At 64.1% G+C, this 22,818-nt stretch carries 20 protein-coding genes and 1 pseudogene; 13 read left to right on the top strand and 8 right to left on the bottom strand.

Going from position 1 to position 22,818, the window contains the following annotated elements:
• Positions 1-35: 35 nt before the first annotated feature.
• From FHY06_RS13520 to FHY06_RS13495, 6 genes are all read right to left on the bottom strand, one after another.
• Positions 36-1,019 carry a Bug family tripartite tricarboxylate transporter substrate binding protein gene (locus FHY06_RS13520; RefSeq protein ID WP_184605457.1) on the bottom strand — a complete coding sequence of 328 codons (984 nt, stop codon included), beginning with the start codon at positions 1,017-1,019 and terminating at the stop codon, positions 36-38.
• 108 nt (positions 1,020-1,127) lie between these two features.
• Entirely contained in the window at positions 1,128-1,904 is a 777-nt protein-coding gene (locus tag FHY06_RS13515) for an enoyl-CoA hydratase/isomerase family protein (RefSeq protein ID WP_184605456.1), read from the bottom strand.
• 9 nt (positions 1,905-1,913) lie between these two features.
• Positions 1,914-3,104, bottom strand: coding sequence for a CaiB/BaiF CoA transferase family protein (locus FHY06_RS13510; RefSeq protein WP_184605455.1), 1,191 nt, complete (start codon positions 3,102-3,104; stop codon positions 1,914-1,916).
• Positions 3,105-3,150: 46 nt separating this feature from the next.
• Positions 3,151-3,930, bottom strand: coding sequence for an SDR family NAD(P)-dependent oxidoreductase (locus tag FHY06_RS13505; protein ID WP_184605454.1), 780 nt, complete (start codon positions 3,928-3,930; stop codon positions 3,151-3,153).
• A gap of 11 nt (positions 3,931-3,941) precedes the next feature.
• Entirely contained in the window at positions 3,942-5,078 is a 1,137-nt protein-coding gene (locus tag FHY06_RS13500; protein ID WP_184605453.1) for a thiolase family protein, read from the bottom strand.
• Between the two features lie 6 nt (positions 5,079-5,084).
• Positions 5,085-5,441: a Zn-ribbon domain-containing OB-fold protein gene (locus FHY06_RS13495; protein ID WP_260310348.1), complete on the bottom strand. Its 357-nt coding sequence runs from the start codon at positions 5,439-5,441 to the stop codon at positions 5,085-5,087.
• A gap of 180 nt (positions 5,442-5,621) precedes the next feature.
• Here FHY06_RS13495 and FHY06_RS13490 point away from each other — a divergent pair, with 180 nt between their 5' ends.
• Both FHY06_RS13490 and FHY06_RS13485 read left to right on the top strand, forming a co-directional pair.
• On the top strand, positions 5,622-6,815 hold the full coding sequence (locus FHY06_RS13490) for a 2-methylaconitate cis-trans isomerase PrpF family protein (RefSeq protein WP_184605452.1): 1,194 nt from the start codon (positions 5,622-5,624) through the stop codon (positions 6,813-6,815).
• Entirely contained in the window at positions 6,812-7,591 is a 780-nt protein-coding gene (locus tag FHY06_RS13485; protein WP_184605451.1) for an SDR family oxidoreductase, read from the top strand. Before FHY06_RS13490 ends, FHY06_RS13485 begins: the two co-directional genes overlap by 4 nt.
• A gap of 74 nt (positions 7,592-7,665) precedes the next feature.
• On the opposite strand, the gene FHY06_RS13480 is transcribed toward FHY06_RS13485, so the two are convergent.
• Entirely contained in the window at positions 7,666-8,472 is an 807-nt protein-coding gene (locus FHY06_RS13480; RefSeq protein ID WP_184605450.1) for an AraC family transcriptional regulator, read from the bottom strand.
• 145 nt (positions 8,473-8,617) lie between these two features.
• Between FHY06_RS13480 and FHY06_RS13475 the strand changes: the two genes are divergently transcribed.
• The 8 genes and pseudogenes from FHY06_RS13475 to FHY06_RS13440 all read left to right on the top strand — a co-directional run bounded on the left by FHY06_RS13475 (position 8,618) and on the right by FHY06_RS13440 (position 16,697).
• Positions 8,618-10,639, top strand: a complete 2,022-nt coding sequence (locus FHY06_RS13475; RefSeq protein ID WP_184605449.1) for an FUSC family protein — start codon at positions 8,618-8,620, stop codon at positions 10,637-10,639.
• Complete coding sequence (locus tag FHY06_RS13470) at positions 10,636-10,842, top strand: DUF1656 domain-containing protein (RefSeq protein ID WP_184605448.1); 207 nt, start codon at positions 10,636-10,638, stop codon at positions 10,840-10,842. The genes FHY06_RS13475 and FHY06_RS13470 overlap by 4 nt, the downstream gene beginning before the upstream one ends.
• A 27-nt stretch (positions 10,843-10,869) precedes the next feature.
• The gene (locus tag FHY06_RS13465; RefSeq protein WP_184605447.1) at positions 10,870-11,856 is read left to right on the top strand and encodes an HlyD family secretion protein; all 987 of its coding nucleotides are present in this window, start codon (positions 10,870-10,872) and stop codon (positions 11,854-11,856) included.
• Complete coding sequence (locus tag FHY06_RS13460; RefSeq protein ID WP_260310333.1) at positions 11,853-13,307, top strand: efflux transporter outer membrane subunit; 1,455 nt, start codon at positions 11,853-11,855, stop codon at positions 13,305-13,307. Before FHY06_RS13465 ends, FHY06_RS13460 begins: the two co-directional genes overlap by 4 nt.
• A 50-nt stretch (positions 13,308-13,357) precedes the next feature.
• The gene (locus FHY06_RS13455) at positions 13,358-14,296 is read left to right on the top strand and encodes a LysR family transcriptional regulator (protein ID WP_311733689.1); all 939 of its coding nucleotides are present in this window, start codon (positions 13,358-13,360) and stop codon (positions 14,294-14,296) included.
• Positions 14,297-14,414: 118 nt separating this feature from the next.
• A pseudogene (locus FHY06_RS13450) lies at positions 14,415-15,020 on the top strand (transposase).
• 64 nt (positions 15,021-15,084) lie between these two features.
• The gene (locus tag FHY06_RS13445) at positions 15,085-16,311 is read left to right on the top strand and encodes an NAD(P)/FAD-dependent oxidoreductase (protein WP_260310332.1); all 1,227 of its coding nucleotides are present in this window, start codon (positions 15,085-15,087) and stop codon (positions 16,309-16,311) included.
• Positions 16,312-16,367: 56 nt separating this feature from the next.
• Positions 16,368-16,697 (top strand): EutQ-related cupin domain-containing protein, encoded by a 330-nt coding sequence (locus FHY06_RS13440; RefSeq protein WP_184605444.1) that lies wholly within the window; start codon positions 16,368-16,370, stop codon positions 16,695-16,697.
• A 19-nt stretch (positions 16,698-16,716) separates the two neighbouring features.
• Here the strand turns inward: FHY06_RS13440 and FHY06_RS13435 are convergent, their stop codons facing one another.
• Positions 16,717-17,367, bottom strand: coding sequence for a TetR/AcrR family transcriptional regulator (locus FHY06_RS13435; protein ID WP_184605443.1), 651 nt, complete (start codon positions 17,365-17,367; stop codon positions 16,717-16,719).
• A 204-nt stretch (positions 17,368-17,571) separates the two neighbouring features.
• Here FHY06_RS13435 and FHY06_RS13430 point away from each other — a divergent pair, with 204 nt between their 5' ends.
• The 3 genes from FHY06_RS13430 to FHY06_RS13420 all read left to right on the top strand — a co-directional run bounded on the left by FHY06_RS13430 (position 17,572) and on the right by FHY06_RS13420 (position 22,434).
• Positions 17,572-18,906: an MFS transporter gene (locus FHY06_RS13430; protein WP_184605442.1), complete on the top strand. Its 1,335-nt coding sequence runs from the start codon at positions 17,572-17,574 to the stop codon at positions 18,904-18,906.
• Between the two features lie 58 nt (positions 18,907-18,964).
• The gene (locus FHY06_RS13425) at positions 18,965-19,999 is read left to right on the top strand and encodes a dipeptidase (RefSeq protein ID WP_260310330.1); all 1,035 of its coding nucleotides are present in this window, start codon (positions 18,965-18,967) and stop codon (positions 19,997-19,999) included.
• A 263-nt stretch (positions 20,000-20,262) separates the two neighbouring features.
• Positions 20,263-22,434 (top strand): DUF6351 family protein, encoded by a 2,172-nt coding sequence (locus tag FHY06_RS13420; protein ID WP_184605441.1) that lies wholly within the window; start codon positions 20,263-20,265, stop codon positions 22,432-22,434.
• The last annotated feature ends 384 nt before the right edge of the window (positions 22,435-22,818 follow it).

The following is a 22,818-nucleotide window of genomic DNA, read 5'->3' as shown; positions in this document are numbered from 1 at the left end:
GCGCGCCGCGGGGAGCGCGCGGTCGCGTCATCGCGCTAATCGGCCTTGAATCCTGAGGCCTTGACGACCGGTTCCCAGAACCCGCGCATTTCGTCGAACCTGGCGCGCGCTTCGGCGGGCGAGCTTCCCGTGTTCATGAAGCCGAGCATGCGGACCTTGCTCGCGAACTGCTCGGTGGAAGCCGCCTTGCGCACGGCGGTGCTCCATTCGGAGACTACGGCCGCGGGCGTGCCGGGGGCCAGGCATATGGCCAGTACGCCGACTGCGGTGAGTTCCTTGCGGCCGAGTTCGCCAAAGGTCGGCACGTTCGGCAGCAGCGGCGAGCGTTGTGCGGAGGTGACGGCCAGCACGCGCAGCTTGCCGGCGTTGTGGTGCTGCGCAAAGTCTCCGACCGTGGACGTGCCCGCCGCGACATTGGCGCCCGTCAGGTTCACGATCATCGGCGCTGCGCCCTGGAACGGTATGTCCTGCAGCGGTGTGCCGATAATCCTGGCGATCTGAAGTCCCAGGAAGTGCGTCGGACCGCCCGATGCCGCGTGGCCGAAGTTGGCTTTCTCCGGGTGCGTACGCACCCATTGGGCGTATTCGGCGAAGGTCTTGACGGGCGAGGAGGAGGGCACGGCCAGTGCCATCGGGAACTCGACCACCGTCGACACCGGCAGGATGTCCCTCTGCGGGTCGTAGTTGAGCTTGTTGAAGACGAAGGGGTAGATCGATGCGAGAAAGTCGGGGCACAGCATGGCCACGCTGCCGTCGGTGGGAGCGGCGCGCATCGCATCGATCGCGATCTTCCCGCCTGCGCCCGGCTTGTTCTCCACCACCACAGTGCGATCGAGCGGGCCATGCAATTGATCGGCAAGCGCGCGCGTCACCACGTCGAGCGTGCCACCGGGCGAGAAGCCGACCAAGATCTTGGCGGGTGGGCGGCCGGCTTGCTGCCCGATGGCCGGTGATGCACCGACGAACGCGGCAACGATGAGTGCGAGGTTGTTGAGCCAGGCGGTACGCGGTTTATTCACGGGATGCTCCAGGAGAAAGCTCACATCGGTTGTTCGAGCGTCGACTCGTGCTTGCGAGCAGATCGAAGGCTCGCCCAGAGAACGCATCCGTCTCGCGGGCGAGGCATTTCAGCGGCCGCGAAACACGGGAGGGCGCTTCTCGGCGAAGGCGCGGCGCCCCTCCAGCCGATCTTCGCTGTCCCTGAGCAGCCCGAAGGCCTGGCGCTCCAGGGCCAGCCCGCCCGCTAGCGGCAGCTCGCGTCCGTTCATCGCCAGGCGCTTGGCGGCGGTCATCGCCAGCGGGGCATTGGCTGCCATCGCGCCTGCGAGCTGCAGGGCTGCCTGCTGCAATTCGGAGAAGGGAACCACCTTGCTGACCAACCCGATCCGCAGCGCTTCCGCGGCGTCGATGCGTTCACCGGTGAGCAGCATCCACATCGCGTCCGACTGGCCGACCGCGCGGATCAGGCGCTGCGTGCCACCGGCGCCTGGGATGCTGCCAACCCGCACTTCCGGCAAACCGAAGCGTGCGTTGTCGGAGCAGATGCGAATGTCCGCCAGCAAGGCCAGCTCCAGCCCGCCGCCCAGGGCGTAACCGTTGATGGCGGCAATGACGGGCTTGTCGGTCTGCAGCGTGCCGAAGTTGAAATGTCCGGTTCCGCAGCGAAAGACCTGCCGCGCCGCGCTGTCGGCGGGCGGCATGGTCTTCTTGAGGTCCGCGCCTGTGCAGAAGGCGCGCTCTCCCGCACCCGTGAGGACGAGCACGCGGACGTCCTCGTCGTTCGAAACCTCGTCCCAGATCTCGAGCAATTGCTCGTTCGACTCCGGGTCGATGGAGTTCATGGCCTCGGGCCGATTCAGGGTGACGACGGCGACGCCGTTCTGGACTTTCTTGACGATGGGCATGGTTGTGCTTCAGTTCTGGGAAGGGCTGGGGGCGATCACCGAATCGATGGCCGCGGCCGGCATGCCGAGCTCGGCCAGCACCTCCCGGGTGTGCTGGCCCAGGGTGGGGGCGGGGCGTCGCGCCCGGGGCCGCTCCCCGACCGCGCCGATGACGCTGCGTGGCAGCGTCATCGACCCGGCGACCGGGTGCTGCAGCTGCTCCGCGAGCGCCGCTTCGAGGAAGGGCGCGGACTGCGCCACCTCCGCATAGTTGTTGATGGGGCCGCAGATGATGTCCACGGCTGCGAACTTCTCCAGCCAGAAGGCGCGGGGATGCGCGAGCATGCGCTCTTCGAGCAGGCGCAGCAGCGTCTCGCGGTGCTGGAGCCGGCCCTTGTTGTCGGCGAAGCGTGGATCGCAGGCCAGTTCAGGCGCGCCTATGGCGGCACACAGGGCCTGCCACCGTGCGGGGTGATAGGCCGCCACCATGATCCATCCGTCGGCGCAGCGCAGGGCTTCGTTCGGGGTCGAATACGGCGCGGCGTGCCCCTGCGGCCCGGGCACGTGGCCGTCCGCGAAGTAGGACGCGAAGCTCACGTGCTGAAGCGCGATGGCGCTTGCGAACATGCTGGCTTCGACGTGCTGCCCCTGGCCCGTGCGTTGCCGGTCCGAGAGGGCGGCCAGGACTGCGATGGTCGCCAGCGACCCCGTGACCAGGTCGACCACCGGCACCGGCACCTTGCACGGCTCCCCGTCGCGCGCGCCGGTGACGCTCATCAGGCCGCTCACGGCCTGGAGCACGCCGTCGACCCCGGGAAGATCCTTGCTGGCGCCGTGCTGGCCATATGCCGAGACCGAGCAGTAGATGAGCCGCGGATTGCCCGCGGACACCGTTGCGTAGTCCAGGCCGAGGCGCGCCATCACGCCCGGGCGGAAGCTCTCGACCAGCACATCCGCCTGCGCGACCAGCGCCTGCGCCGCCTGCAGGTGCTCGGGGTGCTTGAGGTCGAGCACGACACTGCGCTTGTTGCGATTGAGCGCCATGAAGGCGACCCCCTCGCCCCGCACCCAGGGCGAAAGGGCCCGCGAGAGATCGCCTGCAGGCGCTTCGACCTTCACCACGTCGGCGCCCAGGTCGGCCATGCACAGCGTGCAGGTCGGACCGGCCATCACCTGCGTGAAGTCGATCACTTTCAAACCGCTCAATGCATTGGCGAGCATGCGATCTTCAGTCTTGTTGGATTGCTCATGTCGTGATGTCGGCGCGCTATACGGAGGGGCTGCCGAGGCTGCGCCCGCCGCAGACGTACAGGAGCTGGCCGGTGACGTAGCTCGAGCCGGGTTCCGCGAAGAACCGGACGGCGCGGCCGATGTCCTCCGGCTGGCCGATGCGTTCCATCGGCACGGTCTTGTGGAGCCCCTGCCGGACCTCCTCGGTCAGTGTTTCGAACAGCGGCGTCTCCACGATGCCGGGCGCGATGGCGTTCACGGTGATGCCCTTGCGCGCATATTCGAGCGCCAGCGAGCGCGTCAGGCTCACCACCGCGCCCTTGGAGGCGGAGTAGGCCGCCTGGCCGCGGTTGCCCAGCCATGCGCGCGAGCCGATGTTGATGATGCGGCCGAACCGGTTCTCCGCCATCTGTGCCAAAACCGCCCTCGAGCAGATGAACTGCGAATGGAGGTTGACCTCGATCACGCGGGTCCAGAACGCGAGATCCATCTTCGAGACCAACTTGTCGCCGCCGATGCCTGCGTTGTTGACCAGGATGTCGATGCGGCCATGAGATGCGAGAAGCCGGGCCACCGTCGCCTCCACCTGCTCCACCGAGCTGACGTCGACCTTGAAGGTCCGCACGTCGAAGCCCTCGCCCGAAAGGGCCTGCTCGGCGGCCTGCAGCGCCGCCTCGTCGAAGTCCCACAGCGCGATGCGGCATCCGGCTTGTGCGAGCTCGCGGGCGATGCCGAGGCCGATGCCCTTGGCGCCACCGGTCACGACGGCAACGAGGCCGTGCAGCGAGGCCGGCGTGGTTGTGCTTGTCTGGTTCATGATGCTTGCAATCAAAGCGAAAGAATGTTGATGGAGCAGGCGGCGTGGTCCACGCCCCAGATGCCGCCACCGGTCACCTGCGTGAGGCCGATGCGCGCTCCGCGCACCTGCCGTGCGCCGGCACGGCCTTGCAGCTGCTCGCAGACCTCCACGACCTGTGCGACGCCCGTCGCTCCCGGCGGATGCCCCTTGGCGATCAGTCCGCCGCTGGGGTTGACCGGCACGCGTCCGCCAAGCGTGGTCGCGCCGCTTTGCAGGAGGCTTGCCGCCTCGCCCCGGCTGCAAAGACCAAGCGCCTCGTAATAGAGCAGCTCGGAAATGGTGAATGCGTCGTGCACCTCCAGCAGGCTGAGATCCTGCGGTCCGATGCCGGCCTGTTCATAGGCCAGCCTGGCGGCGCGCGCGGTGATCTCGGCCTCAGTCATGTCGACCGGTGCGGTCTCGAACAGGCCCGACTGCACCACCGATGCCAGGACCCGGACCGGCTTTGCAACGCCCCTGGAGGGCTTGGTGCTGAGCACTAGCGCCGCCGCCCCGTCGACCACCGCGGGGCAGCACTGGAGCAGCGTGAGCGGCTCGGCCACCGGGCGGGACGCCAGAATCTCCTCGCGGCTCGCCAGCTTGGCGAACGTAGCGACGGGATTCAGGACGCCGTGCTTTCGATTCTTGACGGAGATGTCTGCCAGCGTCTCCAGCGTGAGGCCGTGGTCGTGCATGTATCGCCTGGCGCGCATGGCATACAGGGCCGGCATGATCATTCCGCGTCGGTTGTTCCAGTCCTTCTGGCTGAGCTGCAGCGGGCCACCGCCAAGGCTGCTCAGGTGGTCCATGCCGAACACCACCACGGTGTCGTACTGGCCGACCTTGAGCGCCTGCAGCGCAAGATTCAACGCAGTGGCGCCGCTGGAGCAGGCGTTGTCCACGTTGTAGACGGCACCGCCCTCGGCATGCAGCTCGCGCAATGCACGCTGGCCGGGCAGCATGGCCCCCAGCGCGTTGCCGCAGTAGAACGCCTGCACCTCCGAGAGCTGCGTGCCGGCATCGGCAAGGGCATCGAGAATCGCTGCCTGGGCCATGGCTTCTTCGGTCAGTTCGGGAAAGCGGCCGAAGTCCGTAATGCCGACCCCGGTGATCAGTGGTTGCTTCATCTCGCATCACTCCTTGAAGGCATAGTCGGGCGTGCTGTCCGGCAACGCGAAGGGCACCACCCGCAGGCGGCTGCCGATGGCCGGCGGCTCGGTGCCGAACAGCAGCCGCCCGAACGCCCGCACGCCGGGCGCGAAGTCGACCATGGCGAGGCCGTAGGGCGGCTTCTCCTTGCCGGGGTGGACGATCGTGAAGCTGTAGAGGGAGCCGGTGGGGCCGAGCTCGATCTCTTCGACCTGCTGGTCTTCGTGAACGAATTCGATCGGCGGGAACTGGGGTGGCTGGCTGGCCACGCGTGTGGCGACAAGCACCATGCCGCCGGGGGTGTCGCGGAAGGGGGATTCCGTTCGCTTGATGATCTTCAAAAGGTGTCTCCTGTTCGTGTGGAGCTGGCCACAGCAACAGGAAGTATCGAGACGCACACCCTCGTGGTCATTGGATTTCTGCTCGGCATTCTTTAGGCTCGCTAAAACATGTAGCCAGGCTAAAGAAAGGCCAGTCAAACTGATAGGACGGCGGCCCGGGCGCAACCGCATACTGGGTCGATGAAAGAACAAATCAACGTACCGGTCACCTTGATGCGCGGTGGCACGAGCAAGGCCGTTTTCCTCTCGCAGCAGGACGTGCCCGCCGATGCCGAGGCGCGCCTGCGATTTCTGCTGGCTCTGTTCGGCAGCCCGGATGTGCGGCAGATCGACGGGCTCGGCGGCGCAGACATCCTGACGAGCAAGTGCGCCATCATCGGGCCGCCGTCGCGCCCGGATGCGGACATCGACTACACCTTCGTGCAGATCGGCATCGACCAGCCCACGGTCAGCTTCGAGATCGTCTGCGGCAACATTTCGTCGGCCACGGGGGTGTATGCGTTGCAGGAGAAGCTGGTTCCCGTGCAGGAGCCCGTCACCACCGTTCGGGTGCACAACACGAACACCGGAAAGATCCTTCGAATGACGGTGCAATGCGCCGATGGCGAGCCGCGCGTGGAGGGAGACAGCGAAGTGGATGGCGTGCCCGGCACCGGCGCAGAGGTGGCGCTGGATTACTCCGACACCAGCGGCTCCACGACCGGCAAGCTGCTGCCCACCGGGCAGGCGCGCGATTGGGTCCACGTGTCGAAGCTCGGCCGCGAAATACCGGTGTCGGTGGTCGATGTCGGCACGGCGTGCGTGTTCATCCGCGCGGCGGACCTGGGCATCAACGGCACGGAACTGCCGGGCCAGCTCGGCCCCGAGATCTACGAGATGGCCGAGGAGGTGAGGCGCTGGGTTGTCGAACGCTGCAATCTTCCTTCGTCGGGCATCCTGACGCCGTACCAGATCCTGATCAGCGAAGCCCAGGACTACCGGACCATTGCCGGCGACCGCATCGTGCAGTCATCGGAAATCGACTTCGTCGCGCGCATGGTGCTCAACGGTGGCGCCATGCACAAGGCGTTTCCTGGCGGCGGCTCGGTATGCCTCTCGGTCGCGGCGCAGATCGCGGGAACCATTCCGGCCGAAGCGCGAGGCACGCACGCCGGCCCGACGCGCATCCGCATCGGCCATCCGAGCGGGGTGCTCAAGATCTTCGCGAATGTCGAGCATGCGGGCGATAACGAATGGACTGTGCGCGAAGTGCACTTCACGCGCACGGCGCGGCGGCTTTTCGACGGAACGGCCTATGTGCGGCGATCGCGCCTCGAGGTGCCCGCAGAAGAAGGCACGTCCATGCGTGCGAGTACGGCGGTGATGTCGCCATGAGTACCCAGGATCTTTTCTCGCTGCAGGGCCGAACGGCGCTCATCACCGGTGGCTCGCGAGGCATCGGCCGCATGATCGCCGAGGGGTTCCTGGCGCACGGCGCACGTGTCTACATCAGCGCGAGAAAGGCCGAGGCCTGCGACTTGGCCGCGCGCGAACTCGCGGGCACGGGCCACTGCGTATCGCTGCCGCACGACGTGTCCACGGTCGCGGGCTGCCAAGCGATGGCCGACGCCTACGCCCGCCATGAATCGACGCTGGACATCCTGGTCAACAACGCCGGAGCCGCATGGGGAGAAGACTTCGATGCTTTTTCGGAGAGCGGCTGGGATAAGGTGGTCGACCTGAACCTGAAGACGCCTTTCTTCCTGACGAAGGCGCTCGCCGGACCGCTGCGCGCCGCGGCCAAGGCGCGGGTCGGGAAGATCATCAACATCGCTTCGACCGACGGCATCGGGCTCAACCCACAGGAGAACTACTCCTACGTTGCGAGCAAGGCAGGACTGGTTCACCTGACGCGACGCATGGCGATGCGCCTGGCACAGGACAACATCGCGGTCAGCGCCATTGCGCCGGGTGCATTTCCCTCCGAGATGAACCGCAATGCTCGCGACCATGGGGAGGTGCTGTCTGGGCACATTCCCGCCCGTCGCATCGGCACGCCGGACGACATCGCAGGCGCAGCCATATTCCTGGCTTCGCGCGCGGGAGACTACGTGATGGGTGCCACCCTGGTGGTGGACGGCGGCGTGACCCACGCGCGCCCCTACCGGTGAAGTCCTGAGGCGGAACTTCGGCTGCGTTCATGCCGGCACGACGTGATGCCGGCCGATGAGCGCCCCGGGGGGCCTCATCCTCCGGCCATCAGCCGGTCATTGATGTACGTGGCGGGAGGCTTGCCGAACGCCTTCTTGAACATCGTGATGAAGGCCGAGGGCGACTCGTAGCCGAGGTCGTAGGCGACCTGCTGCACGGTCGCTCCTCCGGACAGTTCCCGAAGCGCGACCATCATGTGCAGCTGGCGCCGCCAGCGTCCGAAGCTCAGGCCGGTCAAGGCTGTGCACAGCCGGTTCAGCGTCCGCTCGCTCATGCCGAGCTGGCGCGCCCAATCTTGCTGCGTACGGCGGTCGGACGGATCCCGCATCATGGCGCGGGACACCTTTCGCAGCCGCGCATCCTCGGGCATGGGCAAGGAGACTTCCTCCTTTGGCATGGCGCAGAGCTGGTCCAGCAGCACATGGGCGAGCCGATCGGTCGGCCCGCCTGGCTCGTAGGAGGGCGGTTGTTCCGCCAGGTACTGGATCATCTCGCCGAGCATCGGGCTGATGCGCAAGGTGCAGCAGCTGGCAGGCAAGGGCGCGGCATCGCGCGCAACGAACAGATAGAAGATCACCGCGTTCGCCGTGCTGTGGTTGCTGTGCGGCGTGCCGCCCGGAATCCACACGCCCGCCTGGGGCGGAACCATCCACATTGCACCGGGTACGTCGCAGGAGACCGCCCCCCGCAGCGCCATCACCAACTGGCCCGATCGATGCACGTGAATCGGAACCTCGCGCTCGCGCTCCTCGACATCCACGCGATGTGCCATGACGGGCACCGAAGGTTCGTAGTCCAGGTCGAGGTTGGCGCGAGACGTGGTACGGACGGAGCGGTTCATTCCCGGTGACCGAAAAGAGAAATCATTTGTCCAAGTTTACGATTCTTGCCTCGCATGAGGATGCCTAGCATCTGCACATGCAAATGATTCGCAACAAGTTCGAAGCCGGATCGACGCCCTCGAACACGATCTCCAGGGGCGCCGCATGATCACGCGGCCTCGTTTCTCCAGGCAGGAGTGGCTCTTCTCGCTCAAGAGCTTTTTCGCGGCCATGCTCGCGCTTTACCTGTCCAGCCGTTTCGGGCTGCCCCGACCCTTCTGGTCCATGATGACCGCGTACATCGTCGCCCATCCCCTGGCAGGCCATGTGCGGTCGAAGTCGCTTTACCGCCTGTGCGGCACCGTGCTGGGATGTGCGGCCACCGTAGTGCTGATCCCGTCGCTGTCCGGGTCGCCGGTGCTTCTGTCGCTCGCGCTGGCGCTGTGGGTGGGCTCGTGCCTCTACCTGTCGCTGATGGACCGGAGCGCGCGCTCCTATGCCTTCATGCTCGCAGGCTACTCTGCGGCGCTGATCGGCTTTCCGCTGGTGGAGGCACCCGCGGCGATGTTCGACACCGCCATCGCCCGAACCGAGGAGATCGCGCTCGGCATCGTCTGCGCGAGTCTCGTGCACAGCGTCGTGTTGCCCACCAGCCTTGCGCCTTCACTCCTCGGGCTGATCGACCGCACGCTGGGCGATGTACGCCGGTGGGCCGGCGACCTGATGAGCGCTGGTGCCGAGGAGGAGGTTCGCAAGCGGCTGGCACAGGACAGGCGGCGTATCGCCACCGACATCACCCAGTTGCGCCTGCTCGCAACCCACGTGCCTTTCGATACCGGCGGCCTGCGATGGACTCGACATGCCGTGGGCGACCTGCACGACGGCCTTGCGGCACTGGCGCCATCGCTTTCGGCCCTGGAGGACCGGCTCGCAGCATTGCGCGATGCAACAGGCGGTGTGCCCGAACCGGTCACGCGGGCCATGGCGCAAGGCAGCGCCTGCCTCGATGCCGAGGCACCACCCGTGGCCGTGGACGGCGTCCTCGCCGCTGTCCGGGCTGAGGGCGTGGACTGGCGGAATTCGCTCTGGGTGCGTGCGCTGAGCATCGACGTGGCCGCTCATGTCGACGAGCTGGTCGCGGGATGGCGCCGGTGCAACGCGCTTCGCGCCGACATCGCCGCCGGGCTGGTCGGCCATGCGTCGCCTCCGAAGCGGGCAGAGGCTTCGCGGCCTTCGGTCCTCCACGTGGACAGGGGCCTGGCGCTGCGCTCCGCGTTCACGGTCGTGCTTTCCACCTGCACTGCATGCACGGCGTGGATCTTCAGCGGTTGGCGCGCGGGATCGTCCATGGCCATGGCGGCAGCGGTCTTCTGCAGTTTCTTCGCCACCATGGACGACCCCGTGCCCGGCATGCACAAGTTCCTGATCGCCCTGCTGTGGTCGATGCCGGTGTCTGCCTTCTACATCCTTGGCGTCATGCCGCTGGCGCACGACTTCGGCATGCTGGTGCTGTGTATTGCGCCCCTGTTCCTGGTCGTGGGCGGCTACCTCGCTCGTCCGGCAAGCAGCCTCACGGCACTTGGGATGTTTTTCGGCGTGGCCGGCACGCTGGCCCTGCACGACATTGCCAGCGCCGACTGGGTCAGCTTTCTCGAGGGCAATCTGGCGCTCTTCGCCGGTGCCCTGATTGCCGCACGCGTTACCGCCATCGTGCGCAGCGTGAGCAGCGAATGGAGCGCGCGGCGCATCCACCGGGCCACCTGGCGCGATCTTTCCGGGATGGCGGCGCGCCCGAAGCGCGCGCTGGCGCGTGACGCATTCGCCGGCCGCATGCTGGACCGCATCGCGCTGCTGGTTCCGCGCACGGCTGGCGGCGCGGCGGACCAGGGCAGCGAGGCGGTGCAGCTCGCCATGCGCGAACTTCGCATCGGCGCGAGCATCGGCGTCCTTCAGCAGCATCGCCACCTGCTGCCCGAAACGCCTGTGCGCGAGCTGCTGGCCGCGCTCGAGCGAGCCTTCCTCGCCCAAGCCACGGAATCGCTGACGCGGCTAGACGCGCTGTTGCCGCAGATCGACCGGCTGCTGGCCCTTTGCCTCGCAAGCACCGGGTGCGAACCCGCTGTCTCGGCCCTCGTGGGGCTGCGCAGGGATCTCTTTCCTTCTGCGCCTTCGGACCTCCACCCATGATCGAAACGAGCTTCTTCGGCATCTACGTTCCCGGCCTGCTCCTGCTTGCAGGAGGCGCGATGGCTTGCGCCTGGTGGGTTCGCCGCCTGCTGTCGCTGCTCGGTGTCTACCGGTGGGTGTGGCATCCACCGCTCTTCGATCTGGGGCTGTATCTCCTGTCGCTTTATGCGCTGGTCCGGCTGGCCGGCGCCATCTCCTCCTGAACTGATCCGTTGTCCTGCTGCTCGATCATGAATACCAAATCCGTCCGCCTTCCCGCCTGGCTGTCGCACCCGGCTCCATCTCTCTTGCGCATGCTGTTGACCGCGCTGGTTGCTGCGGCAGCCTGCTGGGCCGGCCTGCAACTCTGGGACCACTATGAGCTGGCGCCCTGGACGCGCAACGGCCGGGTGCGCGCCGACGTCGTCCAGGTGGCGCCCGATGTTTCCGGCATGGTGGCCGTCGTGGCGGTGCGCGACAACCAGCCGGTCGTGGCGGGCGAGTTGCTCTTCTCGATCGACGAAGCCCGCTTCGCGCTGGCGCTGCAGCAGGCCGAAGCTGCAGTCGCCGCTCAGCGGATCGTCATCGGCAATCAGCAGGTCGCGCTGGCCCAGGCGCAGCGCGAGCGCCGCCGCAACGACGAACTGGAGGGCCTTGTCGCGCAGGAGGTGCGCGAGCAGTCGCGCCTGCGTGTCGAGCAAGCCAGGGGGGCGCTGCTGGCGGCCGAAACGGCCCTGCGCCAGGCGCAGGTGGCGCTTGACGTGGCGCGCCTGAACCTGCAACGCGCAGAAGTGCGCGCGCCGGCGGCGGGCCGTGTCACCAATCTCGACCTGCGCCGGGGCGCCTATGCGACCGCAGGCCACCCTGCATTGGCGCTTGTGGCTGACGGTTCGATCTACGTCGAGGGCTACTTCGAGGAAAACAAGCTGTCGCGCATCCGGCTGGGTGACCGGGTGCGAGTGACCCCCATGGACGCGCCCTCGCTCGAAGGCGAGGTCGACAGCATTGCCGCAGGCATCGGCGACCGCGACCGCAGCACCGGTGCCAACCTGCTGTCCAGCGTGAACCCTACATTCAACTGGGTGCGGCTCGCCCAGCGCGTTCCGGTGCGAGTGAAGCTCGACCCGCTGCCCGCCAATGCTCGCCTGGTCGTCGGGCAGACTGTCTCTGTCGAGGTGATGGAGGCCCGAGCAGCCTCCACCGCCGCCGCGGCTCGCGTTCAGGAGCCGCGGTCATGAAGCCGCCTCTCGTCCTCGCGCTTGCAACCGCTGCCGCATGCGTGATGTTGGCTGGCTGTGCACATGGTCCCGTCGGCCCCGACTACGTCGCACCGGCCGCGATCACCGCAGCGCAGTCCGCTTCGGCCGGGCCGTTCCTCTCCGGCGGCGCGGCCACATCGGATGCAACGATGCCCGCGCACTGGTGGCGCCTTTTCGACGACCCGCAGCTCGAGGGCCTGATCGCCCGGGCCCTGGCGCACAACACCGATCTGCGGCAAGCCCTGGCTACCTTCGAGCGTGCCATGGCCCTCGAGGCAGAGGCGCACGGGAGCGAACAGCCCTCGATCACCCTCAATGGCGGTCCGAGCTTCGGTCATAGCTCGGGCTTGTCGGTGCTGCAACCCGGCCATGCGCCGCCGAGCCGGCTCAACTACAGCATGGGCATGGCCGTGTCCTACCAGCTGGACCTCTTCGGCCAACTGCATCGCGCCATCGAGGCTGCCGAAGCGGATGCCGGCGCCGCGCGCGCCGCGGTGGACCTGGTGCGCGTGAGCGTTGCCGGCGGCACGGCGCAGGCATATGGCGCAGTGTGCGCCACCGGGCTGCAGTTGCGCGTGGCACAGGTGTCGATGCGCCTGCAGGAGGACGCGCTCGGGCTGGCGCTGCGGCTGCAGCGCGCGGGCAAGGCCGGCACCATGGACGCCGCGCGTGCGCGCGCCCAGCTCGAAACCCTCCGCGCCGCGATTCCCCCGCTGGAATCCCGGCGCCAGCAGGCGCTGTATCGGCTCGCCACGCTCACGGGTGCGCCGCCGCGCGACCTTCCCGAGGCCGTCGGCCATTGCGAGCAGCCTCCACGCGTAGCCGGACTGCTGCCCGTGGGCGACGGTGCGGCGCTGCTCGCCCGGCGCCCCGACGTGCGGCAGGCCGAGCGAAGCCTGGCCTCCGCGACGGCGCGAATCGGTGTCGCGACGGGCGATCTGTATCCCAAGGTGACGCTGGGCCTCTCATCGGCGTCCACCGGCTTTGTCGAACGGTTCGCCAACCGCGAGGCCTTCAGCTACAGCGTGGGCCCGCTGATCAGCTGGTCCTTTCCCAACACGGGTGTCGCACGAGCGCGCATCACCCAGGCAGAAGCAACGGCTCACGTCGCAGTCGCGCGGTTCGAGGGCACCGTGCTGAATGCGCTGCGAGAAGCCGAAGCCGCGCTGGACACCTACGGCCGCGAGCTCGATCGGCATGCGGCTCTGGCTGCCGCGCGTGACCAGAGCCTGATCGTGGCCGACCAGGCGCAGGCGCTGCTGATCAACGGAAAGGTCGGCCAGTTCGATGCGCTGGACGCCCAACGCACCCTGGCCTCGCACGAAGCCGCGCTGGCTGAGTCCGACGCCCGGCTGGCGGAGTACCAAGTCGGGGTTTTCATGGCCCTGGGTGGCGGATGGGAGAGTGGCCCCGCTGCGTCGCACCCGTGAGGGTGAAGGGCAGTTATCTGCAATGGGACGCTTCGCGAGTGACGGGATGAATGATGGACGGATTCGAGCTTCTCAGGACATTTTCGGAAGTGGCCTTCCAAGGCAGCTTCTCGCGCGCGGCCGGCAGGCTCGGTATCTCGAAGGCCAGCGTGAGCAAGCACGTTGCAGCACTGGAGTCGCGCTTCAATGTCCGCTTGCTCAACCGCTCGACGCGTTCAGTCTCCCTCACCGACGCAGGCCGCTTGCTGCAGGCGCGATGTGCGCCCCTGATGGAGATGATCGAGCAGACCACGAGCGAACTGCAGGCACGCGGCTCGCACCCCAGCGGTCGCCTGTTGATCACCGCGCCCCACGGAATGGTCCAGACGGCGTTTCCGCGCCTGCTGGGAGACTTCCTCACTTGCTATCCCGACGTGCAGCTCGACCTGAAACTGAGCAACCGCATGATCGATCTTGTCGACGAGGGAGTGGACATCGCCTTGCGGTTCGGGCGGATCGGCGACGAGAACCTGATCGTGCGGCGCCTGCGCCGGATGGGTCTCACACTTTGCGCCACGCCGCGCTACTGGGCGCGGCGCGGCATTCCGTTGAAGCCTGATGACATGCGAAAGCACGATGTCCTCGCATACTCCGTCACGCCAGGGCCTCCACAGATCGCATTCGAAGTGGACGGCCAGCCGTACAACGTTCCCGTTCGGGGACGCATGGACGCCAACGATGCGAGTGCGTTGATTGGCGCAGCACTGGCGGATATCGGCGCGGTGTGCGTTCCCGACCTGCTTGCGCAACCCTACGTGGAAAGCGCTCACTTGGTTCCGGTTCTCAGAGACTTCATGCCCAGCGACATCTGGCTCTATGCAGTCTACACACAGCGCCGCCAGAACAGCGCCGCTCTCCGTGTCCTTCTCGCGATGCTGGAAGTTCGTATGCGCGACAGCGCTGCTTCCCTTCCGATCTTGATAGGTGCCGCGCCTATACCTCCTCTGTAACGGCGAACCGTGAGCCTCTTCAATTCGCGCTTCGGTACGGAACAGCTAACAGAAGGATGCCGCGTGCGGGTAGTTCAAAACTAGGTATTCGGAGCACCTGAGCGCGGGCTTGGGTCACATGGATCGGCACGCCGGCCTTCGTGGGTACTGCACGGGCCTGATGCTTCTCTCGTCGCGCTAGAGCGGAGAGCGCATGGCCACGCGGGTGGATCCGACGCACGCCAGCGCGCGGCACCAGTTCGTGGCCAAGGCCGAGTGGTCACACACGCCGCAGCTGCGTCGTACGTGCCAGTGGGTAATGCCCAGGATGGACTTCAGGCAGGGCGGTCGGTGGATCATCGAGGGCACCGGCCTTTCGAAGAAGGGTTGCCATTCGGTGCGCGTTACACGCCAGTATCGCGGGAAGCAGGGCAAGCAGGGCAAGCAGGGCAGTCTGCCCGTGGCCCGCCAGTTGTACCTGCCCGAGGACTGGGCGTCGGAGCCTGAGCGTCCCGCCAATGCCCATCGGCAAGCGTCCGAAACGCATATTCAGCCCCCGCACTTCACAGATGGCGAAAAAGCTGCGATTGCATGTCTGATTTATTTAATATACATTAAATGCTTATTGTTATATTCTGCATTCCAGAACGACATTCATCTGCAGTCTTTTCCTGTGGAAGGTCGCACTGGGGGCTATTCAGGAATTCGACATGTCGGTTCGCGTTGGGCGTTTGCCCATAGATGATCAAAGCAATGGGTGGAGCGCTTTGCTGCCGCCGCGGCGAGCAAACGCTGAGGTACGGGGTGAGTTGGACTTCGACTGGGTGGTCGTCGGTGCAGGGTACGCGGGTGTTGCTGCAGCCCGGCAACTTGCTCGGCTCCGGCCCAACGCGACAATCGCGCTTGTTGAAGCCGGGCTGGTCGGAGAGAACGCTTCCGGCAGAAACTCCGGCTTCGCTATCGATCTTCCGCATGCAGCAGGGACGTCGGAAGAATGGACGGAGCAGGGCCGTAGCGCGATCCGCGTGGGACGATTCGCGCTCAACGAATTGGATTGCCTCGTCAAAGAGCACAGCATCGACTGCGGCTGGGAGAAGCGTGGGCGATACCATGTTGCCGTCACGGAGAACGTCGCGAAGCGTTCTCTCGCCGCGTACGAGGCCAGTCTCAAAGTATGGCAAGAGCCGTACCGGTGGGTCGACCGAAGCGAGCTGCGAGAAGCGCTGGGCACGGCCTACTACGCCGCTGCCATTCACACCCCTGGCACCTACCTGGTCAATCCGGCGAGTCTTATCCGCGGGCTCGCCGATAGCCTCCCTCGGCAGGTCAAGCTATTCGAAAACTCACCAGTGATCGAAGCAGACATCCGCGGCCAGACGCCCAGCGTACGGACCCCGCATGGCCGAATTCGCGCGAACGCACTCATCCTGACGGTCAACGCCTTCTCGCAGTCCTTCGGCGTCTATCGCACCCGTCAGATCCCCATATTGTTGTTCGCGAGCCTGACGCCCGCGTTAAGCGATGAACAACTCGGCCAACTTGGCAGAGAGTCGACTTGGGGCTTGACGCCGGCGCATTCCGTGGTCGGATCGACGCTAAGGCTGACTCGGGAGCGACGCCTGATGATTCGTCAGGGATTCGAGTACTCGCCGTCATTAGGCACCACTGACGCTCGACGCGCGAAGGCTCGGGAGATCAATCTGGCACTCCTGCGTCGGCGATTTCCTCAGCTCGGTCCGATTGAGCTCGAACACTTCTGGGCTGGCTGGCTTGCCGTGTCGCACAACCACGCGCCTGCGTTCGGTCGCGTGGGACCGAACTCTTTTGCCGCCTCGTGCTGCAACGGATCCGGCATCGTGCGGCACACCGCGGCGGGGACGTTCATCGCGGACCTGGCCCTCGGCCGCGATCATTCCCTGATGACAGATTTTCTCTCGCAAGGAACGGCCAACTACATCCCGCCGCGCCCACTGCGCGACATCGGTGTCGGCATGGCCCTTTCCTACGGTGTTTGGACCGGGCGAGGCGAACGATGAAGTCGTGGACGACGCGCAGCCGCACGGACTTTCATTTTTTCACTCGGAGCACCTGAATGACTTCTCTTCGCCTGATCCCTGGACACACAGTCGTCTCCGAGGCGCGCGGGGGCGCATCTGACGGCTTGGCCGAAATCTCTTGGGTGGTCTCGGACGGCGAGGACGCCGCGCTGCTTTGCGGATTCGGTCGATGGCATGAGGCAGCCTGTGAGCCGAAGACGCTCGACTATGACGAAATCATCCTGGTGCTGGAGGGCGTTTTCGGCGTCGAGACTGGCGACGGAGAACGCGTTGAAGGTCGCCCCGGTGACGTGATTGAAATCCGCAACGGGACCACGGTCAAATACTTCGGGCGCCAAGCCCGGCTCTTCTTCGTGACGAACTAGGATGCAGGCGCGGGGAGGGCTACGATCTGCCTGTCTTGCGTGGCTTCTCTTGGCCTGCGGCGACGATCATCCCGGCAAGGCATTCGAGCTGGGAAGCGATGGATTCTTCCGTCACCGGGAACAACTTGAACACTGCAATCCCGCGAAGCGTGGAAAACACCATTTCGGCGAATCCGGCGGGGTCGCTATGGTTCGCGGAAACCTCAGGAAAGAGCGCGAGAAAATGGGCGAACGACACCGGGTCTTCTGCCTGCCGTTTCGCATCGATGCGCTTGAAAAGTGAGGGGATGGACTTGCAGCCAAAGAACACTCCCCAGGCAGCCACATAAGAGTCCGCACCGTAGATGTGCTGCCATGCGCGTTCCACGAACTCCGCGGCACGCTCACTGAGCGGGATGGCTGAATCCGGCCACACAGGGCCCTTGTCAGATAGCGGTGCCATCACCTCTTCCACGACCTGCTCTAGCAGCGCCTGCCGTGTTCCGAACTGATGCTGCAACGCACCGAGCGTGACCTTCGCGCCGGACGCAATGTTCTGCAGGTTGGCTTTCTGAAAGCCTTGCCGCCGAATCAGCGATATCGCTGAATTCAGGATGCGGCGCCGGGTCGTTTCGCTGCGTTCCGCTTGGGTTCTGACGACGCGCCGGGGTTTGTTTGGGGAAGTGGCCATCTTCCGTGCATTGTATTCACAGCTTCACGGGGGGCACGTAAACCCTATACATGTTGCGTTAAATGCTTATTGTTTTATGCAGGATTGAAACGTACCATGCAGCCTCTGCAAGTCGACCATCAAGCGCCGAGCGTGCCCGCAGCGACAGCTCGACTGTCGGGGAAGAAGCGCGTGGTCCCCATCTCAGGAATGCGATCTGCTGTCATGAAATCTGCCCATATAGAAGACATTGCCCAACTGCAAGTGCCATTGCAGGGATCAGAAGATTCCGTTCAAGCGGTCCACAAGAAAAGGGCGCTCGTCGCCGCCATCATCGGCAACGCGCTGGAGTGGTACGACTTCATCGTCTACGGGTTTCTGGCGGTTTTCATTGCCAAGCAGTTCTTCCCGCCCGGCGATGACGCAGCAGCGCTCCTTTTGACCTTTGCCACATTCGCCCTCTCCTTCGTCGTAAGGCCGCTCGGTGGTGTGTTGATCGGTCTGTATGCCGACCGTTTCGGGCGACGTCCTGCGCTGAGCTTCATCATGGCGTCGATGACCGTGTCGATGCTCATCATGGTCTTCGTCCCCTCCTACGCTTCCATCGGGGTGACTGCCACCGTGTTGATGGTCATCGCGCGCATCCTTCAGGCGCTGTCTGCGGGCGGCGAATTCGCCAGTGCCGCGACTTACCTTCTCGAGTCCGTTCCGGCGAAGAAACGAGGCCTCTACAGCGGCCTCTACAGCAGCGGCCCGTTGCTCGCAACCGTCATGGCAGCTCTTGTCGGACTGCTGATGACCCAGGTAATGACACCGGAATCCAGAGACAGCTGGGGATGGCGGGTTCCCTTCGCCTTCGGCCTGCTGATTGCACCGGTCGGCTACTACATCAGGAGATACCTGCCGGAGTCAGAAGCGTTCGAAAAAAACGCCGGCGACCGGGGAACCATGGAGATGCTTCGAATCGTTTTCAGGGAACACCGCCGTGCACTCATGGTCGCGCTGTCTCTGGCGGCGATCGGCACGTCGGTGCAATACGTTCTTCTCGTGTATGCGCCCACCTACGCCGTGCGTGAGCTCAAGCTGCCGGCCAATGTTCCGTTTCTGGCCCTGTTGGTCTGTGGCGCCATCGGGACGGTCCTCACACCGCTGCTGGGAATGGTTGCTGACAGGCTGGGCGCGAAAAGGCAGTTGCACATCAGCCTTGCCGCACTGATCGTGATGATCGTACCGCTCTATGTCTGGATGACCTCCGGGCCAACGACGGCCAAGTTCATCATTTGCTCGGCAATCTTCACCACTGTGACGTCGGCCTCCAACGCGGTCTATCCAAAGCTAATGGCGTATCTCTTTCCGCCTGACCTTCGCTCCACAGGCATGGCGATCTCCTACAACTTGAGCGCAACCATCTTTGGCGGTTTCTCGTTGTATGCGATCACCGTCATGCTGAATGCTGTCCAAAGCGCTCTGGTACCTGCCTTCTATGTGGTTGCCGTGACGGCCGTCTTCTGGATCTTTCTTGTTGTGCTGCATCGACCCGGCTCGGACTTCAAGGTCTGAGGATAACCGTGGGCAGGACACCGACGCCCCATCCCTTCATCTCCCAAGCAAATCCACCATGCTCAATCCATCCAATGCAATGAAACCCGCTGCCTCGGATCAAGCGAGAGAACTGTATTCCCGCCTGCTCGTCTGCGATATGACTTCGCCCTTCTGCGCTCCCGCGGACCAGCGGCTCAAGGACGCATTCGTTTCGCGGCTCATTAACGAAGGCTTCACTTATGTGTCCTTCACGCTGGTAGCCGACAACAGCGACACGATCGGTGCGATCCAGGCCATCGCGGCGTACCGGAAGTTCTTCCTTGACCAAAGCGACCTTTGCATGCTCGTCAACACGGTGGACGACATCCATCGGGCCAGGAAGGAGGGCAAGCTCGCCGTGGGCTTTCATTTTCAAGGTTCTGTTCCGGTCGGTCGGGACCTTTCGATGGTGGAAGTCTTCTACAAGCTCGGGATTCGCCACATGCTGCTGGCCTACAACCAGAAGAACTTCGTGGCAGACGGATGCCACGAACTTGGAGAGGGTGGGATAAGCCGATTCGGGCGGACGTTGATCGCCGAGATGAATCGGGTCGGGATGCTCGTGGACGTCGCCCATGCCGGCTATCGCTCCTGCATGGAGGCCATCGAGTACTCCGATCATCCGGTGATCTGCAGCCACGGCAACATCTGGAACATCCACCAACATCCGCGTTGCTACCGAGACGATCAGATCAAGGCGGTGGCAGCCAGCGGCGGCGTGTTCGGTCTGACGGGCCTTTCGATCTTCACCGGTGACGATGACGCATCGCCTTCGAAGTTCGCCGAACAGATCGACTACATCGCGCAGTTGGTCGGGCCTCAACATGTCGGTCTGGGGCTCGACTACATCGTCGATTTACCCGCGATCACAGCCGACGCTGCGGCCCACGCGGACAAGCTGCCGCCAGATGGCGGCTACACGCGCAGCGATATGAAGCAGGTGGAACTGGGCGCCATGCCCGAAGTGGTGGATGCGCTCTTGAGCAAGGGCTATTCCGACTCGGATATTGGCCTGGTCATGGGCGAAAACTGGCTGCGTGTGATGAAGGAGGTCTGGAAGGCGCCGATGTAGGGCTCATTGGCGGCACACAGAGGCTCTTGAGCCTTCTTGGGCGGGTGCCTCCCCGACTTCGCATGTCTCCATCGATCAACGATTCCGCCAGGAGTCGTCGCGTCGAAAGACGAGCGCGGTGGTTGTTGCTTCGTCATTTCACGCCTTGTGCAGGAGAAAAAATGAGTTCTTGGTCATCAAAGAAACCGTCTTGGCACTCCCTGTTCCTAAAGTTCAGAACTCTTCAGAAGATCCAGTGCCCGTCGCCTCGCCGCAAGGTTTGGATGTTGCTGGCCTTCGCCACTGTCGTGGGCGGATGTGGTGGTTCTGATCCAACGCCAGGCTACGCGCTGCCCGTTGCTTCAGAGTCGTTCTCCCCGGAAGGCCGAGCGCCTCGAGTCGAGCTTCTGTCGTCGCGCCGGGATACGGTCAGCGGAGGCGATGCCGTCATTGCGGTGAGCAATGATCCGGCTTCTGAATCGGCTCCGGCGACGGATCTGAAAGTCAGCCTCAACGGCGTTGATGTCAGTTCGTCGTTGGAGCACGACCCGTCAGGCAAACGCCTCGTCGGTCGTATTGCAGGCTTTCATGTGGGGGAGAACACGATTTCTGCGCAGAGCAAGTATGGACCTGCAACCTTGGTGACGGTCAAGAACCATTCCTCATCCGGCCCCATCATCTCAGGTCCTCACCAAGTCCCTTGGATTTGCGAAACCGAAAGCTCCGGGCTCGGCGCAGCATCCGATGCGAGTTGTACCGTTTCGAGTCGATTGGACTGGTATTACGTCACCACTTCCAACGCCTTCAAGCCGCTGACCAGCTTGGTTGCTCCGTATCCCGCAGATCTCGCTACGACAGAGACCATCGATGGAAACAAGGTGAACTTCATAGTGCGGGTCGAATCGGGCACGATCGATCAATCCATATACCGAATTGCCATCCTCGATGACCCCGCCAATCCGATCTCGAATCCGTGGGCGAAAGGCGGCAAAAAGCCCGGTGCGGGCTGGAATGGAAAACTCAATCTTGTGTATGGCGGAGGATGTTCCCCTGGTTATCGATCCGGTTCGAACACCTTGCCGGACGCTCTCGCAATGCTGCCTCTTAGCGTGGATAACGCCATAGACCCGCTCGGTCTTGGCTTCGCCGTTGCATTCGCTTCACGGATGGCGATGGACAACGGTTGTGATCCCGTGATGGCCGCGGAGAATTCGATGATGCTCAAAGAGCACTTCATCAAGTCATACGGAGTGCCTAAATTCACCATCGGCACCGGGCCCTCCGGCGGCGCGATGATTCAGCACTTCATCGCTCAAAACTATCCTGGTGTACTTGACGCGATCACGCCCGGCCTGTCCTTTCCGGATACACCGTCAGTCATACTTGATGTTGTCGACTGCGCCCTGCTTAACCGATACTTCGATGATGCGGGGCCGAGTGCCTGGCCTGTATCGATTCAGGCCAAGGTGGCCGGCTATCCGGTGAGCGGCACATCGACCACTTGTCGAAGCTGGGATGCGGCTGGTCATGCTTTCGTGACGCCCACCCAAGGCTTTTCACCGGTCGTACCCCCAACAGCAATCTTCGACCCGATCACAAACCCCACCGGGGCTCGCGGCGGATACGTCGATGGACTGGTCAATGTTTTTGGCGTTGATGCAAACACCGGTTTTGCACGCTCGATCTATGACAACGTCGGCGTTCAATACGGGCTCCAGGCGCTGAACAGCGGGGACATCACCATCGAACAGTTCCTTGATCTCAACAAAAATATCGGAGGGTTCGATGTCAATGGATCCTATGCAAGAAAACGGGCGGTTGCGAACATCCAAGGTGTGGAAAATGCGTACAAATCGGGGCTCGTCAACTCGGGCGAGGGCATCACGTTGCCGGTCATCGACACGCGCCTCTACACCGAAGGTTTAAACACGCACACCAGGGTTCGTACCTTTGCAACCCGCTCGAGAATTCAAGCTGCACACGGAACCTCCGCAAATCACGTGAGCTGGCTGTCCGCAAGTGTTGAGGGGTATCAGGGCGTGGTCAATCTAACGAAGATGGCGCTCGTGGCTCAAAACGAATGGCTTGAAAGAATAGCCGCGGATACGTCGTCAGACGATTTAGCGAGAAAGGTCATTAGAAACAGGCCTCCTGCGCTTGTCGATTCCTGCTGGGATTCGAGCGGCGTGTCCCATGCAGAGCCCGCGACCCTGGAGCCTGGCGGTGTCTGCAATACGATCTTTCCGATCTATTCGACGCCTCGAATCGCAGCGGGTGAAGGCGTTGCGCAAGACATTATGAAGTGCGAGCTCAAGGCCCCGGAGGCTTCGAGCTACGCGGTCGCCTTTTCGCCGATGCAATGGGCCGAGCTTCACTCTATTTTTTCGGAGGGAGTGTGCGACTGGACAAAGCCAAGCGTGGGAAGGGTTGCTGCTATTCCATGGCAACGGCATTGAAGCGCTTGCTCGGGCTAAAAGTAGATGGCGTACCAGAGCAGTGCTGCCAGAATCTCTTGCTGCCAGGATGGTTCAGGAACTGTCCATCAGCGAGCGCCGCGCCTGTCGCTATGCGGGGTTGTCCAGAACCAGCTACCGGGAACCGCCCAGCATGAACGAGTCCACGGCCAGCCTAAGCACGCGCATCGTCGAGTTGGCGCACGAGCGCCGGTGCTTTGGCTACCGGTGTAGATTTTCGCGCCCATTTGACCCAAAGTTCCATAAAGCGCCGACCCAGCGTGCTTGCCTTCACCCTTTTGCTCGGAGACGCGTGTGTCCAACAGCATGCGGGTCAAGGCTCCGTGAAGAAGCGGTGCGCCTCTGGGTGGAAATCAACAATGGGTA

The organism is Variovorax atrisoli (assembly GCF_014195185.1).
GTDB classification, from domain to species: Bacteria; Pseudomonadota; Gammaproteobacteria; order Burkholderiales; family Burkholderiaceae_C; genus Variovorax; species Variovorax atrisoli.
Note: the sequence above shows the minus strand (reverse complement) of the source record. Positions and strands in the feature narration are given on the sequence as shown.

Coding starts and splice junctions, on each gene's coding strand:
- FHY06_RS13425 (WP_260310330.1), top strand. CDS start 18,965: ATGCTCAATCCATCCAATGCAATGAAACCCGCTGCCTCGGATCAAGCG.
- FHY06_RS13500 (WP_184605453.1), bottom strand. CDS start 5,078: ATGAAGCAACCACTGATCACCGGGGTCGGCATTACGGACTTCGGCCGC.
- FHY06_RS13510 (WP_184605455.1), bottom strand. CDS start 3,104: ATGCTCGCCAATGCATTGAGCGGTTTGAAAGTGATCGACTTCACGCAG.
- FHY06_RS13465 (WP_184605447.1), top strand. CDS start 10,870: ATGAATACCAAATCCGTCCGCCTTCCCGCCTGGCTGTCGCACCCGGCT.
- FHY06_RS13485 (WP_184605451.1), top strand. CDS start 6,812: ATGAGTACCCAGGATCTTTTCTCGCTGCAGGGCCGAACGGCGCTCATC.
- FHY06_RS13515 (WP_184605456.1), bottom strand. CDS start 1,904: ATGCCCATCGTCAAGAAAGTCCAGAACGGCGTCGCCGTCGTCACCCTG.
- FHY06_RS13480 (WP_184605450.1), bottom strand. CDS start 8,472: ATGAACCGCTCCGTCCGTACCACGTCTCGCGCCAACCTCGACCTGGAC.
- FHY06_RS13490 (WP_184605452.1), top strand. CDS start 5,622: ATGAAAGAACAAATCAACGTACCGGTCACCTTGATGCGCGGTGGCACG.
- FHY06_RS13470 (WP_184605448.1), top strand. CDS start 10,636: ATGATCGAAACGAGCTTCTTCGGCATCTACGTTCCCGGCCTGCTCCTG.
- FHY06_RS13435 (WP_184605443.1), bottom strand. CDS start 17,367: ATGGCCACTTCCCCAAACAAACCCCGGCGCGTCGTCAGAACCCAAGCG.
- FHY06_RS13475 (WP_184605449.1), top strand. CDS start 8,618: ATGATCACGCGGCCTCGTTTCTCCAGGCAGGAGTGGCTCTTCTCGCTC.
- FHY06_RS13505 (WP_184605454.1), bottom strand. CDS start 3,930: ATGAACCAGACAAGCACAACCACGCCGGCCTCGCTGCACGGCCTCGTT.
- FHY06_RS13460 (WP_260310333.1), top strand. CDS start 11,853: ATGAAGCCGCCTCTCGTCCTCGCGCTTGCAACCGCTGCCGCATGCGTG.
- FHY06_RS13430 (WP_184605442.1), top strand. CDS start 17,572: ATGAAATCTGCCCATATAGAAGACATTGCCCAACTGCAAGTGCCATTG.
- FHY06_RS13420 (WP_184605441.1), top strand. CDS start 20,263: ATGTTGCTGGCCTTCGCCACTGTCGTGGGCGGATGTGGTGGTTCTGAT.
- FHY06_RS13455 (WP_311733689.1), top strand. CDS start 13,358: ATGATGGACGGATTCGAGCTTCTCAGGACATTTTCGGAAGTGGCCTTC.
- FHY06_RS13440 (WP_184605444.1), top strand. CDS start 16,368: ATGACTTCTCTTCGCCTGATCCCTGGACACACAGTCGTCTCCGAGGCG.